Annotated in this window: 10 protein-coding genes; 4 read left to right on the top strand and 6 right to left on the bottom strand. The window is 64.9% G+C overall.

The genetic code is table 11. The features are described 5' to 3' along the window. The first annotated feature begins 16 nt into the window (after nt 1-16). Both ACQ5BL_RS13760 and ACQ5BL_RS13755 read left to right on the top strand, forming a co-directional pair. Nucleotides 17-460: a YiiD C-terminal domain-containing protein gene (locus tag ACQ5BL_RS13760; RefSeq protein ID WP_243804265.1), complete on the top strand. Its 444-nt coding sequence runs from the start codon at nt 17-19 to the stop codon at nt 458-460. Between the two features lie 77 nt (nt 461-537). Continuing rightward, a complete protein-coding gene (locus tag ACQ5BL_RS13755; RefSeq protein ID WP_243804263.1) occupies nt 538-1,344 on the top strand; it encodes a universal stress protein in 807 nt (268 codons plus the stop codon). Nucleotides 1,345-1,387: 43 nt separating this feature from the next. Here the strand turns inward: ACQ5BL_RS13755 and ACQ5BL_RS13750 are convergent, their stop codons facing one another. After that, a complete protein-coding gene (locus ACQ5BL_RS13750; RefSeq protein WP_243804260.1) occupies nt 1,388-2,155 on the bottom strand; it encodes a ParA family protein in 768 nt (255 codons plus the stop codon). 79 nt (nt 2,156-2,234) lie between these two features. Next, nucleotides 2,235-3,143 (bottom strand): LysR substrate-binding domain-containing protein, encoded by a 909-nt coding sequence (locus ACQ5BL_RS13745; RefSeq protein ID WP_243804258.1) that lies wholly within the window; start codon nt 3,141-3,143, stop codon nt 2,235-2,237. A 261-nt stretch (nt 3,144-3,404) separates the two neighbouring features. Between ACQ5BL_RS13745 and ACQ5BL_RS13740 the strand changes: the two genes are divergently transcribed. Next, nucleotides 3,405-4,724 carry an MFS transporter gene (locus ACQ5BL_RS13740; RefSeq protein ID WP_243804256.1) on the top strand — a complete coding sequence of 440 codons (1,320 nt, stop codon included), beginning with the start codon at nt 3,405-3,407 and terminating at the stop codon, nt 4,722-4,724. Nucleotides 4,725-4,968: 244 nt separating this feature from the next. After that, a complete protein-coding gene (gene gabP, locus ACQ5BL_RS13735) occupies nt 4,969-6,360 on the top strand; it encodes a GABA permease (protein WP_243804254.1) in 1,392 nt (463 codons plus the stop codon). Nucleotides 6,361-6,749: 389 nt separating this feature from the next. Here gabP and hemE read toward each other — a convergent pair whose 3' ends face one another. From hemE to ACQ5BL_RS13715, 4 genes are all read right to left on the bottom strand, one after another. After that, on the bottom strand, nt 6,750-7,814 hold the full coding sequence (gene hemE, locus ACQ5BL_RS13730) for a uroporphyrinogen decarboxylase (protein WP_243804252.1): 1,065 nt from the start codon (nt 7,812-7,814) through the stop codon (nt 6,750-6,752). A 207-nt stretch (nt 7,815-8,021) separates the two neighbouring features. Continuing rightward, nucleotides 8,022-9,440, bottom strand: a complete 1,419-nt coding sequence (locus tag ACQ5BL_RS13725) for an FAD-dependent oxidoreductase (protein WP_243804250.1) — start codon at nt 9,438-9,440, stop codon at nt 8,022-8,024. A gap of 27 nt (nt 9,441-9,467) precedes the next feature. Then, nucleotides 9,468-13,913 carry a glutamate synthase large subunit gene (gene gltB / locus ACQ5BL_RS13720; RefSeq protein WP_243804248.1) on the bottom strand — a complete coding sequence of 1,482 codons (4,446 nt, stop codon included), beginning with the start codon at nt 13,911-13,913 and terminating at the stop codon, nt 9,468-9,470. A gap of 462 nt (nt 13,914-14,375) precedes the next feature. Then, a complete protein-coding gene (locus ACQ5BL_RS13715; RefSeq protein ID WP_243804246.1) occupies nt 14,376-16,061 on the bottom strand; it encodes an AAA family ATPase in 1,686 nt (561 codons plus the stop codon). Between the last annotated feature and the right edge of the window lie 2 nt (nt 16,062-16,063).

Raw genomic sequence — 16,063 nt, 5'->3', positions numbered from 1 at the left:
GATACGGAGCGCGCCCATGCCTTACCCCGAAGAATTCATCCGTCAGCTCACCGAAGAACACATCGCCTTCGTCAAACGCACCGGCCTCAAGGCCGAGGTGCTGGAGCCAGGCCATGTGCGCCTGCGCATGCCGCTCAAGGGCAACGAGAACCACATCCACAACATGTACGCCGGCGCCCTGTTCACCGTGGCGGAACTGCCCGGCGGCATCCTGATGCTGACCAGCTTCGACAGCCGGCGCTTCTATCCCATCGTCAAGGAAGCCGGCCTGCGCTTCCTGCGCCCCGCCGCCAGCGACGTCACTGTCGACGCCTGGCTCAGCGAGGATGAAATCCAGCGCATCGGCGAGGAGGCGACCACCCACGGCAAATCCGACTTCGTCCTCGGCCTGCAGCTCAAGGACGCGGAAGGCAACGTCGTCGCCGAGAGCCACGCCGTCTATCAGCTGCGCAGCCGCTGAATCCGGGCCATTGCCCTGCATCAAGGTGAAATTTCCTACGTGGCGCGACAGTGGACGCGCCACAGAGGGAGCCCACCATGTACAGGAACCTGCTCGTCGCCCATGACCTCAGCGTCGAGGCGGACATCGCGGTGCGCCGCGCCGCCCAACTGGCCCGCCAGCACGGCGCGCAGGTCACCTTGCTGCATGTGATCGAGGAATATTTTCCCGACCGCATGATGGATACCGTCCGCGAGGCCGCCGAGGTCGCGCTGCGCGACGCCGCCGCGGCCAACGCCATCGCCGACTATCAGCTGCTGATCCGCCAGGGCCGCGCGGCGACGACCGTCACCCAGGCGGCGCAGGAGCTCAAGGCGGACCTTCTGCTGATCGGCGCGCATCACCAGCAACTGCTCGAGCGCTTCGATGGCACCACCCTGGAACGCATCGCCCGTCATTGCCGCGCGCCGATCCTGCTGGCGGTAGATGAGTCCGCCGCTCCGTATGCACGGGCGCTGGCCGGGCTGGACCTGTCGTTGTGCTCCTGCCAGGCCTGGCGCGCCGGCTACCGCCTGCTGCCAAGCAGTGCCGAGTTGCTGGCGCTCAACGCCTACCAGCCGGGCAAGGCCGAGCGTGCTGAGGAGCATCTGGAGACCCAACGCGCGCTGCTGCGCCAGACGCTGCAGGACGAGCGTGAACAGCTGCCGGCCGAAGGGCCGAAACTGATTTGTGCGGTACAACCGGGAAACTTCCAGCAGGTGCTGGAGAGCGCCCTGGGGGAATGGGCGCCGGACCTGCTGGTGCTCGGCAGCCGCAGCCGCGGCGCCATCGAACAGGCCATGCTGGGCAGTTCGACCCGCTACTTCCTGCGCCGCCCTCCCTGCGACATTCTCATCTCGCAGTGAGGCGACACTGAGCGAGCTCCCCGGGGCGGAGCGCGTCAGGAAATCAGGCTTCCAGCAGGTTGTGCAGCTCGACGAACTGCTGGGTCAGCTTGTGCCGGGGTTCGAGGAAGATCAGCGGAGTGCACGCCTGGTGCGACTCGCGCATCTTCACCGAGCTCATCAGGTACACCGGCAGTACCGGCAACTCTTCCTCGACCAACTCATCCAGCAGCTGCTGCGGCAGGGTGGCGCGCGGCTGGAACTGGTTGACCACGATGCCTTCGACTTCCAGATCCTCGTTGTGGTCTTCCTTCAGCTCCTCGATCTCCTGCAGCAGCCCATACAGCGCCTGGCGGGAGAAACTGTCACAGTCGAAGGGAATCAGGCAGCGATCGGCGGCGATCAATGCCGAGACGGTGTAGAAGTTCAGCGCCGGCGGGGTGTCCAGGTAGATGCGGTCGTAATCGTCCGCCAGCTCGTCCAGCAGTTTGCGCAGCTTGTTGATCTTGTGCTTCTGCTCGAGCTTGGGCTGCAGGTCGGCCAGCTCCGGGCTCGCGGTGACGATGTGCAGGTTGTCGAAGGGGGTCTCGTAGATATCGACCTTGCCCTTGCGGCTGAAGGGTCCGGACGAGAGCGTCTGCTTGAAGAAGTCGGCGATACCCACCGGCAGGTCCTCGCCGGTCAGGCCGGTGAGGTAGTGCGTCGAGTTGGCCTGGGCATCCAGGTCCACCAGCAGTGTGCGGTAGCCCTCCGCCGCGCTGACCGCCGCCAGGTTGCAGGCAATGCTCGACTTGCCCACTCCGCCTTTCTGATTGAACACCACGCGCCGCATGAGCCTGCTCCGTAATCCATTCGAGTGTTCCGGATTCTATGCAATGCCCATGACAACGGCGAGCCCTCCGTCGAACGGTTCAGCCAACCGCGCGCAAGGTGGCTACCTCGCGGGTCAGCAGGTCGATGAAGGACTGCGCCAGCGGCGAATGTTCGTCACGCCGACGCACCAGCCAGACCGAACTGGTCGCACCCGGATCGAGCAGCGTGCGGTAGACCACGCCGTCCACCCGCGTGCGGCGGAATGAGGCCGGCAGCATGCTGACGCCCAGCCCGGCGGCCACCAACCCGATGATGGTCATGGCCTCGCCGGCTTCCTGGGCGATGCGCGGGCTGAAGCCGGCCTGCCGCGACAGGGCGATCAACTGGTTGTAGAGGCCGGTGCCGTAGCTGCGGGGAAAGAATACGAAGGGTTCGTCCGCCAACGCGGCGATCTCCAGGCCGTCCGGGTTGGACTCGGCCAGCGGGTGGTCGGCCCGCAGCACCGCCACCAGGGGCTCGCTGAACAGCTCAACGGCCTCCAGGCTGTCCGGCAGCGCAATCGGGCGGATCAGGCCGACCTCCACGCGCTCCTCCAGCAAGGCTTCCACGGCCTGGCCGCTGCTCAGTTCCTGCAGCTCCAGGTGGACGTCCGGGTAGGCCTGGCGGAACGCCAGGATGCTGCGCGGAAGAGTCGAGGTGAAAGGCGCGGAGGCGGTGAAACCGATCTTCAGTTCCCCGATCTCGCCCTGGTGCGCCCGGCGCGCCAGCAGCACCGCGCGATCGACCTGCTGCAGCACCAGACGCGCTTCGGTCAGGAACAGTTGCCCCGCCGCGGTCAGCGCCACCCGTCGGTTGGTGCGCTCCAGCAGCCGTGCGCCGATCTCCTCTTCCAGTGCCTGGATCTGCTGGCTCAGCGGCGGTTGCGAGATGCCCAGCTGCTCGGCGGCACGGCCGAAATGCAGCTCTTCGGCCACGGCGATGAAGTAACGCAGATGTCGCAGTTCCATGTTTTCCCCGTTAAAGCGCCGGTATTCCCGACCAGGTAGGAGCGGACTCCGTCCGCGATCGGTTCAACACCACGCAGGTGCAAACGGCGGTATCCACCATTGATTCGCAAAACGACTTAAATATGTCGATTAATATATTGGAAATAATAAATACAGCTCCTTATCCTTGCCAGCACAAGCCCAATAACAACTCCAAAAACTTCTGCCATCCCCGCTGCACGGGCCTTTTGCCGTCCTGCGCGAGCCGAATCGAGGTGAGTTGTGAGTCAATCTGCGTTACGGGCTTCCGAGCCAGTCGAACCCGAATTGCTGAATGCCGCGCGCCAGGCGAATACCAGCGTGGTCAGCGCCGTCGAAGAGATCGAAAGCTACATCGAAAACGGCACCCCGGCCTTCATGCGCACCTCGCTTGCGCTGTTCTCCGGCGGCTTCGCCACCTTCGCCCTGCTCTATTGCGTGCAGCCGATGATGCCGGTGCTGTCCAAGGCCTTCGATCTGACAGCGGCGCAAAGCAGCCTGGTGCTGTCGATTTCCACCATCACCATGGCCTTCGGCCTGCTGGTCACCGGGCCGATCTCCGACGCCATCGGGCGCAAATCGATCATGGTCGCCTCGCTGGTCCTCGCCGCGCTGTTCACCCTCGGCAGCGCGATGATGCCGACCTGGCACGGCGTGCTGCTGATGCGCGCGCTGCTCGGCCTGTCGCTGAGCGGCCTGGCGGCAGTCGGGATGACCTACCTTTCCGAGGAAATCCATCCGCAGCACATCGGGCTGTCCATGGGGCTGTACATCGGCGGCAATGCCATCGGCGGCATGAGCGGCCGGCTGATCAGCGGCGTGCTGGTGGACTACGTGAACTGGCATGTGGCGCTGGCCACCCTGGGCGTGCTCGCCCTGGCCGCGGCACTGCTGTTCTGGCGCATCCTCCCCGAGTCGAAGAACTTCCGCCCAGCGCCGCTGAAGCCGCGCCAGCTGGCCGAAGGCTTCCGCGGGCATTTCCGCGACGCCGGCCTGCCCTGGCTGTTCCTCGTGGGCTTCCTGGTGATGGGCGCCTTCGTCACCCTGTTCAACTACATCGGCTACCGCCTGCTGGCGGCCCCATACCACCTGAGCCAGGCGGTGGTCGGTGTGCTTTCGGTGGTCTACCTGTCGGGTATCTACAGTTCCGCCTGGGTCGGCTCCCTGGCCGACCGCCTGGGCCGGCGCAAGGTGCTCTGGGCGATGATCGCACTGATGCTCGGCGGCCTGCTGATCACCCTGCTGCAACCGCTGGCCCTGGTACTGGTCGGCATGCTGGTGTTCACCTTCGGCTTCTTCGGCGCGCACTCGGTCGCCAGCAGCTGGATCGGGCGCCGCGCCCTGAAAGCCAAGGGCCAGGCGTCGTCGCTGTACCTGTTCTGCTACTACGTCGGCTCCAGCGTCGCCGGTACCGCAGGCGGGGTGTTCTGGCACCACTACGGCTGGAATGGTGTGGGCCTGTTCATCGCCAGCCTGCTGGTGATCGCACTGCTCGTGTCGCTGCACCTGGCACGCCTGGCAGTGTTACCGCGCGACCTTCCTGCACTCGCCGGTCACGGGTAGTTTCTACACACTTTTGTCACTACATATCCAAAAGCGACCATAGACTGTCGTGCAAAGATAAATTTCGACTCTCCTGCGACGCCCCTAATGGGGGCGTTGTAGCACTTACTCCCACCCTACGACTAAAGTCGTAACAAAATATGGCGCGATCCTTGCGTCAATAAAAATGCACGACTTGTTGGATTCCTGAAACGGATCTCGGCTCCCGCAGTACGCAATTCCCTCCTGTAGTTGTAGGTAAAGCATGAGCAGTACTCCTTCTTCCGGCCTCTCCCAGGGCCTGAAAAATCGTCACGTCACGATGCTTTCAATTGCCGGCGCCATTGGTGCGGGCCTGTTCGTAGGTTCCGGCCACGCCATTGCCGAGGCTGGCCCGGCTGTCATGATTTCCTATCTGGTCGCCGGCCTGCTGGTGGTCCTGGTGATGCGCATGCTGGCCGAAATGGCCGTCGCGCAGCCGGATAGCGGCTCCTTCTCCACCTATGCCGACCGTGCCATCGGCCACTGGGCCGGCTTCACCATCGGCTGGCTGTACTGGTGGTTCTGGGTCCTGGTGATTCCGCTGGAGGCCAACGCCGCCGCCGCGATCATCCACGCCTGGTTCCCCGGCGCACCGATCTGGATCCTGGCCTTCGTGATCACCTCCGCGCTGACCGTCACCAACCTGTTCAGCGTGAAGAACTACGGTGAGTTCGAGTTCTGGCTGGCGCTGATCAAGGTCGTCTCGATCATCGCCTTCCTGGTGCTGGGCTGCGCGGCCATCTTCGGCTTCTCGCCCAACAGCGAAGTTTCCGGAATCGGCCACCTGACCAGCGAAGGCTTCATGCCCAAGGGCTGGGGCGCCGTGCTCGCCGCGCTGCTGACCACCATGTTCTCCTTCATGGGTTCGGAAATCGTCACCATCGCCGCCACCGAGTCCAAGGACCCGGCCCAGCAGATCACCCGTGCCACCAATTCGGTGATCTGGCGTATCGCGCTGTTCTACCTGCTGTCGATCCTGATCGTGGTCTGCCTGGTGCCGTGGAATGACCCGCGCCTGGTCAGCATGGGCTCCTACCAGACCGTGCTGGAACACCTGCACATCCCGTACGCCAAGCTGATCGTCGACATCATCGTCCTCGTCTCGGTGACCAGCTGCCTGAACTCGGCGCTCTACACCGCCTCGCGCATGATGTACTCCCTGAGCAAGCGCGGCGACGCGCCGAAGATCGCCCAGGTGACCAGCGTCAGCCGCACCCCGGTCTATGCCGTGCTGCTGTCCACCGCCATGGCCTTCCTGTGCACCTTCGCCAACTACCTGGCTCCGGCCGAAGTGTTCAACTTCCTGCTGGCCAGCTCCGGCGCCATCGCCCTGCTGGTGTACCTGGTGATCGCCCTGTCGCAGCTGCGCATGCGCAAGAAGCTGCTCGCCCAGGGCCACCAGTTGAAGCTGAAGATGTGGCTGTTCCCATGGCTGACCTGGGCGGTGATCCTGTTCATCGTCGGCGCCCTGGCGATCATGCTGATCCGCCCGGATCACCGCATGGAAGTGGTCGCCACCACCCTGCTGACCATAGTGGTGGTCTGCTCGGGCCTGCTGGTGTCGAACCGCCGCAAGGCCCAAAAGGCCGCTGGCCTGGTGGGCGATACCGCGTGATGCACTCTGATGGGGCTTGAGGCCCCATGAGGGAACGAAAAAGCCCCGCTTCCGAGCGGGGCTTTTTTCATTGCGTCATGTCGTAGTGTGCCGTTCAGGCCGATCGCGGACGGAGTCCGCTCCTACGCGCGGATCGGCTTTCGTAGGAGCGGACTTTGTCCGCGAAATCTCTCGCGGCGGAATCCGCCGTTACCGAGAAACGCCAATCTGCAGCGCCCATCTGTAGGAGCGCGCCATGCGCGCGATCGCGGGCATGGCCCGCTCCTACAGGCGAACATTGGCGCCCGGCGGTTCGCGAGCAAGCTCGCTCCTACGAAGAGCGTCGCCGTACACATTCATTCAAAACAAAAAGCCCCGCGACTGCGGGGCTTTTCGGTGGAGCCTCAGGCTCAGTGATACTGCGCCGACAGCTCGTGCACCGCCTCGAAGAAGGCGCCGGCGTGGGCCGGGTCGACTTCCGGGGTGATGCCGTGGCCGAGGTTGAACACGTGGCCATTGCCGTTACCGAAGGCGCTGAGGATACGCGCGACTTCAGCGCGGATGGCATCCGGCTTGGCGTAGAGCACCGCCGGGTCCATGTTGCCCTGCAGGGCGACCTTGTCGCCGACGCGGGCGCGGGCGCTGCCGATGTCGCAGGTCCAGTCCAGGCCCAGCGCTTCGGCGCCGGTGTTGGCCATGGATTCCAGCCACAGGCCACCGCCCTTGGTGAAGAGGATCACCGGTACGCGACGCCCGTCGTGTTCACGGATCAGGCCGTCGACGATCTTCTGCATGTAGGCCAGGGAGAACTCCTGGTAGGCCGCCGCCGAGAGAGCGCCGCCCCAGGAATCGAAGATCTGCACCGCCTGGGCGCCCGCGAGGATCTGGCCGTTCAGGTAGCTGGTGACCGACTGCGCCAGCTTGTCCAGCAGCGCATGCAGGGCCTGCGGGTTGTCGTAGAGCATCGCCTTGGTCTTGCGGAAGTCACGGCTGGAGCCGCCTTCCACCATGTAGGTGGCCAGGGTCCAGGGGCTGCCGGAGAAGCCGATCAGCGGCACGCGGCCGTTCAGCTCGCGGCGGATGGTGCGCACGGCGTCCATCACGTAGCCCAGGTCCTTCTCCGGATCGGGGATCGGCAGGGCGTCGATGTCGGCCTGGGTGCTCACGACCTTCTTGAAACGCGGGCCTTCGCCGGTCTCGAAGAACAGGCCCTGGCCCATGGCGTCGGGGATAGTGAGGATGTCGGAGAAGAGGATCGCCGCGTCCAGCTGCGGGTAGCGGTCCAGCGGCTGCAGGGTCACTTCGCAAGCCATCTGCGGGTTCATGCACAGGCTCATGAAGTCACCGGCCTTGGCGCGGGTGGCGCGGTATTCCGGCAGGTAGCGGCCAGCCTGGCGCATCATCCAGACAGGGGTGACATCGACGGGCTGCTTGAGCAGGGCGCGGAGGAAGCGATCGTTCTTCAGGGCAGTCATAACGGCATCCGGAAAAAAAGTGCGGGCATTTTCGCAAAGCCCAAACGAAAAGGCACGGCGGGTGCCGTGCCTTTTGTCCATCGCGGCATTCTGCCGCACTGGAATGTGCTTTTCGTAGGAGCGAGCTTGCTCGCGAACAAACCCCGCTGCGGGGCCAGAGTTCGCGAGCAATAACGATGGCGTCCCCCTCGCCCCTACAGGTCCGGCTTAGACGCCCAGGTAATCCAGGATGCCTTCGGCAGCCGTGCGGCCTTCGAAGATCGCCGTCACCACCAGGTCGGAACCGCGGACCATATCGCCGCCGGCGAAGATCTTCGGGTTGCTGGTCTGGTGCTTGAACTGCGCGGCGGCCGGGGCGATGACGCGGCCCTGGCTGTCGATTTCCACCTGGTGCTGGTCGAACCATGGGGCCGGGCTCGGGCGGAAGCCGAAGGCGATCAGCACGGCTTCCGCCGGGATGATCTCCTCGGAGCCCGGGATCGGCTCGGGGCTGCGACGGCCACGGGCGTCCGGCTCGCCGAGACGGGTCTCGACCACCTTCACGCCTTCCACCTTATCCTCGCCGACGATGGCGATGGGCTGGCGGTTGAAGAGGAACTTCACGCCTTCTTCCTTGGCGTTCTTCACCTCTTTGCGCGAGCCGGGCATGTTCTCTTCGTCACGGCGATAGGCGCAGGTCACGCTCTTGGCACCCTGGCGGATGGAGGTGCGGTTGCAGTCCATCGCGGTGTCGCCACCGCCCAGCACCACGACGCGCTTGCCCTTCATGTCGACGAAGTCTTCCGGCGACTTCTCGAAGCCCAGGTTGCGGTTCACGTTGGCGATCAGGAAGTCCAGCGCATCGTGCACGCCGGGCAGATCTTCGCCGGGGAAGCCGCCTTTCATGTAGGTGTAGGTGCCCATACCCATGAACACGGCATCGTACTCATCGAGCAGTTGCTCCATAGTGACGTCCTTGCCGATCTCGGTGTTCAGGCGGAACTCGATGCCCATGCCGGTGAAGACTTCGCGACGGCGCGAGAGCACCTGCTTCTCCAGCTTGAACTCGGGGATGCCGAAGGTCAGCAGGCCGCCGATTTCCGGGTTCTTGTCGAACACCACCGGGGTCACGCCGTTGCGCACCAGCACGTCGGCGCAGCCCAGGCCCGCCGGGCCCGCACCGATCACCGCGACGCGCTTGCCGGTGGGCTTGACCTTGGACATGTCCGGGCGCCAGCCCATGGCGAAGGCGGTATCGGTGATGTACTTCTCCACCGAGCCGATGGTGACCGCGCCAAAACCGTCGTTCAGGGTGCAGGCGCCTTCGCACAGGCGGTCCTGCGGGCACACCCGGCCGCAGACTTCCGGCAAGGTGTTGGTCTGGTGGGACAGCTCGGCGGCGGCGAGGATGTTGCCTTCGGAGACCAGCTTCAACCAGTTGGGGATGAAGTTGTGTACCGGGCACTTCCACTCGCAGTACGGGTTGCCGCAGCCCAGGCAGCGGTGCGCCTGGTCAGCGGCCTGCGCCGGCTTGAACAAGTCGTAGATTTCCACGAACTCGCGCTTGCGTTGGCGCAGCAGTTTCTTCTTCGGATCCTTGCGCCCGACTTCGATGAACTGGAAGTCGTTATTCAGACGTTCAGACATTTCAAGACCTCTTCAGACTTCGAGCGCTTATTGCGGGTTGGCACGGGTGCTGGTCAGCAGGGAACCGAGGCTTGCGGCCTTCGGCTTCACCAGCCAGAACCGACGCAGGTAATCGTCGAGGTTCTCCAGCAGATGTGCGCCCCATTCACTCGCGGTTTCCGCCACGTACTCGACCAGGACCTTGCGCAGGTGGCTGCGGTAGGCCTCCATCGCTTCGCCGCTGATGCGCTGGATTTCCACCAGCTCATGGTTCACGCGGTCGACGAAGGTGTTGTCCATGTCGAGGACATAAGCGAAGCCACCGGTCATGCCGGAGCCGAAGTTGTAGCCGGTCTTGCCCAGTACGCAGATGAAGCCGCCGGTCATGTACTCGCAGCAGTGGTCACCGGTGCCTTCCACCACGGCATGGGCGCCGGAGTTGCGCACGCCGAAACGCTCGCCCGCGGTGCCGGCGGCGAACAGCTTGCCGCCGGTGGCGCCGTACAGGCAGGTGTTGCCGACGATGGCCGATTCCTGCGACTTGAACGGGCTGCCCTTGGGCGGAGTGACGACCAGCTTGCCGCCGGTCATGCCCTTGCCCACGTAGTCGTTGGCGTCGCCTTCCAGGTACAGGTGCAGGCCGCCGGCGTTCCACACGCCGAAGCTCTGGCCCGCGGTGCCCTTGAAGCGGAAGGTGATCGGCGCCTTGGCCATGCCCTGGTTGCCGTGGACCTTGGCGATCTCGCCGGAAATCCGCGCGCCGATGGAACGGTCGCAGTTGCAGATGTCCAGTTCGTACTCGCCGCCCTTGGCGCCCTGGATGGCGGAGCGGGCCAGCTCGACCATCTTCTCGGCCAGCAGGCCCTGGTCGAACGGCGGGTTCTTGTCGACTTCGCAGAACTGCGGCTTCTCGGCCGGGATCAGGTCGCTGCCCAGCAGCGGCGTGAGGTCGAGGTTGCCCTGCTTGGGCGTCTCGCCCGGGAGGATTTCCAGCAGGTCGGTGCGACCGATGAGTTCTTCCAGACTGCGCACGCCGAGCTTGGCCAGCCACTCACGGGTTTCGCTGGCGATGAAGGTGAAGAAGTTCACCACCATGTCCACGGTGCCGATGAAGTGGTCCTTGCGCAGCTTGTCGTTCTGGGTGGCGACACCGGTGGCGCAGTTGTTCAGGTGGCAGATGCGCAGGTATTTGCAGCCCAGGGCGATCATCGGCGCGGTGCCGAAGCCGAAGCTCTCGGCGCCGAGGATGGCCGCCTTGATCACATCCAGGCCGGTCTTCAGGCCGCCGTCGGTCTGCACCCGGACCTTGCCGCGCAGGTCGTTGCCGCGCAGGGTCTGGTGCGCCTCGGCGAGGCCCAGCTCCCACGGGGAACCGGCGTACTTGATGGAGGTGATCGGCGAGGCGCCGGTACCGCCGTCGTAGCCGGAAATGGTGATCAGGTCGGCATAGGCCTTGGCCACGCCGGCGGCGATGGTGCCGACACCCGGCTCGGACACCAGCTTCACCGACACCAGCGCCTGCGGGTTGACCTGCTTGAGGTCGAAGATCAGTTGGGCAAGGTCTTCGATGGAGTAGATGTCGTGGTGCGGCGGCGGCGAGATCAGGGTCACGCCGGGCACGGCATAGCGCAGGCGGGCGATCAGGCCGTTGACCTTGCCGCCGGGCAGCTGGCCGCCCTCGCCGGGCTTGGCGCCCTGGGCCACCTTGATCTGCAGGACTTCGGCGTTGACCAGGTATTCCGGGGTCACACCGAAGCGGCCGGTGGCCACCTGCTTGATCTTCGAGCTCTTCAGCGTGCCGTAGCGCGCCGGGTCTTCGCCACCTTCACCGGAGTTGGAACGGCCGCCCAGGCGGTTCATGGCTTCGGCCAGGGCCTCGTGGGCCTCCGGCGACAGCGCGCCGAGGGAGATGCCGGCGGCGTCGAAGCGCTTGAAGATGGACTCCAGCGGCTCGATCTCGTCCAGGCTCAGCGGCTGCTCGCTGGTCTTCACCTTGAGCAGGTCGCGCAGCATGGAGACCGGGCGCTGGTCGACCAGTGCGGTGTATTCCTTGAACTTGGCATAGTCGCCCTGCTGCACGGCGGCCTGCAGGGTGTTCACCACGTCCGGGTTGTAGGCGTGGTATTCCCCGCCGTAGACGAACTTCAGCAGGCCGCCCTGCTGGATCGGCTTGCGGTTGTTCCAGGCCTCGAAGGCCAGCAGCTTCTGCTCGTTCTCGATGTCGATGAAGCGCGCGCCCTGGATGCGGCTCGGGGTACCCGGGAAGCACAGGCCGGTGACCTCGTCGGACAGGCCGATGGCTTCGAACAGCTGGGCGCCACGGTAGGAGGCGATGGTGGAGATGCCCATCTTCGAGAGGATCTTCAGCATCCCCTTGGAGATGCCCTTGCGGTAGTACTTGAAGACCTCGTAGAGATCGCCCAGCACTTCGCCGGTGCGGATCAGGTCGGCCAGCACCTCGTAGGCGAGGAACGGGTAGACCGCGGACGCGCCGAAGCCCACCAGCACCGCGAAGTGGTGCGGGTCACGGGCGGTCGCGGTTTCCACCAGGATGTTGGAGTCGCAACGCAGGCCGGTCTGCACCAGGCGATGGTGCACGGCGCCTACGGCCAGGGCCGCATGCACCGGCAGCTTGCCGGGGGCGATGTGGCGGTCGGACAGCACCAGCAGTACCTTGCCGGCGCGCACGGCTTCCTCGGCCTGGTCGGCGATGTTGCGCACAGCCGTTTCGAGGCCGACGGACTCGTCGTAGTTCAGGTCGATGTGGTGACGGTCGAAGCCCGGACGCTCCAAGTTCATCAGGGTCCGCCACTTCGCCGGGGAGATCACCGGGGTGGTCAGGATCGCCTGGTTGGCGTGGTGCGGGGACTCTTCGAAGATGTTCTGCTCGATGCCCAGGCAAGTTTCCAGGGACATCACGATCGCTTCGCGCAGCGGGTCGATCGGCGGGTTGGTGACCTGCGCGAAGACCTGGCGGAAGTAGTCGTAGGGCGAGCGGATGCGCTTGGACAGCACCGCCATCGGAGTGTCGTCGCCCATCGAGCCGACCGCTTCCTGGCCCTGCTCGGCGAGCGGACGCAGCACCTGGTCACGCTCCTCGAAGGTGACCTGGAACATCTTCATGTACTGCTTGAGCTGGTCACCGTCGTAGCTGGCCACGCCCTGGTCGTCGTCCAGGGTCGCCTGGATGCGCAGCGCGCTCTGGCGCAGCCACTGCTTGTACGGGTGGCGCGACTTGAGGCGGTTGTCGATGTCCTCGGTCTGCAGCAGCTGGCCGGTCTCGGTGTCCACCGCGAGGATCTGGCCCGGGCCGACGCGGCCCTTGGCGATCACGTCCTCGGGCTTGTAATCCCACACGCCGATTTCCGAAGCGAGGGTGATGTAGCCGTTCTTGGTGGTGACCCAGCGCGAGGGGCGCAGGCCGTTGCGGTCGAGCAGGCAGACGGCGTAGCGGCCGTCGGTCAGCACGACGCCGGCGGGGCCGTCCCACGGCTCCATGTGCAGCGAGTTGAATTCGTAGAACGCTCGCAGGTCGGCGTCCATGGTCTCGACGTTCTGCCAGGCCGGCGGAATGATCATGCGCAGGCCACGGAACATGTCCATGCCGCCGGTGACCATCAGCTCGAGCATGTTGTCCATGCTGGAGGAGTCCGAGCCCACGCGGTTGACCAGCGGGCCCAGCTCTTCGAGATCCGGCATCCATTCGTTGGCGAACTTGGCGCGGCGGGCCTGGGCCCAGTTGCGGTTGCCGGTGATGGTGTTGATCTCACCGTTGTGCGCCAGCAGGCGGAACGGCTGGGCCAGCGGCCATTTCGGCAGGGTGTTGGTCGAGAAGCGCTGGTGGAACACGCAGATGGCGGTCTTCAGGCGCTCGTCGGAGAGGTCCGGATAGAAGGCGGCGAGGTCCGCCGGCATCATCAGGCCCTTATAGATGATGGTCTTGTGCGAGAAGCTGCAGACATAGTGGTCGGTGTCCTCGGCGTTGGCCACGGAGGAGCGGCGACGGGAGCTGAACAGCTTGACCGCGAATTCCTGATCGGACAGGCCTTCACCGCCGATGAACACCTGCTCGATCTGCGGCAGGCGCTCCAGCGCCAGGCGACCCAGGACGCTGGTGTCGATCGGCACCTTGCGCCAGCCGACCAACTTCAGGCCGGCGCGCTCGATCTCGCGATTCATGTTCGCGCGGGCGGCTTCGGCCTTCACCGGGTCCTGGTTGAAGAAGACCATGCCCACCGCATATTGGGCGGGCAGCTCGACGCCGAAGGATTCCTGGGCCACGGCGCGCAGGAACTGGTCGGGCTTCTGGATCAGCAGCCCACAGCCGTCCCCGGTTTTCCCGTCCGCGTTGATCCCACCTCGGTGGGTCATGCAGGTCAGTGCTTCGATGGCGGTTTGCAGAAGTTCGTGGCTTGCCTCGCCCGTCATATGGGCGATCAGACCGAATCCGCAGTTATCCTTGAACGTCTCAGGATGGTACAGACCTGCTTTCATAGGGAACTCTCACCGGCAAAACTTTTTTAATTTCCAGGGTCTGCTGACGTTTCGCCATCGCCCTGTTTCGCCTTTGCTGGCTTATTTCCCGCGCACCCCAAAGGCACGGGCCGCATCTATTGTGCAGCGCCGCTCCAGCCCCTGGTTCACCTGGAATGACCGTTCCGCGCGAATTGCCACGTCTTACCCAACGTGGCGGCGGTGCCGGCCTGGCCATGACGAAACGTCAGCAGACCCTCTATCAAGCGCTTTGCCTGTCTACTCGCTCAAGCGGCAAGTTTCCGATAGGCAAAGGGAGGTCATTGTACACACGGCGCGACTGGCGTCACTGTTTTTTTTGACGCACTGCCGACACCCGATGTCGCATTTTTATAAGAATGCAGCCAAAGAAACAACCCAATAAAAAAGCCGAGCCCCATGTTATGGGGCCCGGCTTTTTTATTATTGCGACAGTGCGACCTTTCAGCGCGCTCCGGCGATGTCCTGCTGGATACTGGAGAAGGGTCGAGCCCAGGGCTTGGAGGCCTGGATCTTCGCCGGCAGTTTCTTGATCGCGGCCTGTGCGGCGGTGCGGTCGGCGAAGCTGCCGTAGGTCACGACGTAGAACGGCTTGCCCTGCAGGTTCTTGCGGAAGTAACGGTAGTCACCACCGCCCTGCTGGCTGATGAAGGCCTTGGCACTGGCTTCCGAGCCGGTGCCCAGCACCTGCACGGAGTAGCGCGAACCGGCCTGGGACTGGTACCAGCTGCTGCCCGCGCCACCGGTGGCGGCAGGCTTGCTGGCCGTGGCCGGCTTGGCAGTGGCGACGGTGGTAGCAGGCTTGGTCGCTGCCGGCTTGGCTGCAGGCTTGGCCGCAGCGGTGGCGGCAGGCTTGACCGGCTCGGGACGCGGCGTAGCAACCTGGATAGGTGCCGGCTTCGGCGTCGGTTGCGTCGCTGGCTGCGCCTGGGCCGGCGCCGGCGGCACCGGGTTCAGGGGCGCCGGGCCATTATTGGCCAACGGCGTTACCGGCGGCGCGGAAGTGGTCACGGTCGGCGGAATGGCCGCGGACGGCATGCCGCCTTCGTCGGCATCTTCCTGGCCGCCTGCCTGGGCCATGGGTTCGCGGATCACCGGCTGGCTCTCGCCCACCAGTGGCAACGGCAGCGGCTGGTTGGAGCCGGCGAACTCGACCGACGGGCCACCGCCCTGCGCATCGGGCTTCGGCTGGGCATCCGGCTGCGGCGCCGCGCCACCCAGCGGCAGCTGGGAGGATGTCTGCGCAGCGGTGTTGCCGGCCGTTTCAGGCTTGCTGGTCTTGCCCTGCATGAACCAGGCAGCGACGACGCCGATGGCGACCACGCCGAGAATGGCCAGGTGCTTCTTCGGCAGCTTGAAGCCGCTGCTGGCGGCCTTGCGGGCGCCGCCGCGGTCAGCCAGCATCGCTTCGATCATCGCATCCCGGGCGGCCTGGTTGATCGCTCCCGGCCAGCCGCCGGATTGTTCATGGATATCGGCCAGCAGGTCGGCGGAAATCAGTTCAATGCCCTGCCCCGCACCCTCCAGCCGCTGCGCGAGGTATTCGCGGGTCTCTTCTTCGCTGTAAGGCTGCAGTTCGATGGCGTGGAAGCGTTCTTCGCCTTCGGACAGCACTTCCAGGCGCGACAGCAGGGCCTGTTCGCCAAACAGGAAGACGTGCAGGCGCGCCTCGGTGTTGCCGGCGGCCAGGAGCAGCAGGACCTCCAGAGCTTCATCACGCAGTTGCTCGGCGTCGTCCACCAGCAGATAGACGTCCTGCCCGGTGATCGCCAGCTGGGCAACCTTGGCCAGGATGGGCTCAAGACTGGTCTGGGTGATGCCCAGGCCCTGCGCCAGTTGACGCAGCAGGGTGGCTTCGTCGGTCACCGAGCGGCCGGAGATGACCACGCTGGAAACCGCGTCCTTGTTGGTGCTGGCCACCAAGGCCTGGCGCAGCAGCGTCTTGCCGCTGCCGACCGGGCCGGTTACGGCCAGCAGCAGGTGGCTGTAGCGTGCCAGATGGTGCAGTTGCCCCAGTACAGGCTTGCGCTGCGCCGGGAAGAACTTGAAGCCGGGAACCCGGGGTGCAAACGGGTCATGACTGAACTGGTAGTGGGCCAGAAAGGCCTCATCGGCGTGCAAACTGGACATGG

It is taken from the genome of Pseudomonas sp. B1-22, from assembly GCF_050474425.1.
Classification (GTDB): Bacteria; Pseudomonadota; Gammaproteobacteria; order Pseudomonadales; family Pseudomonadaceae; genus Pseudomonas.
Note: the sequence above shows the minus strand (reverse complement) of the source record. Positions and strands in the feature narration are given on the sequence as shown.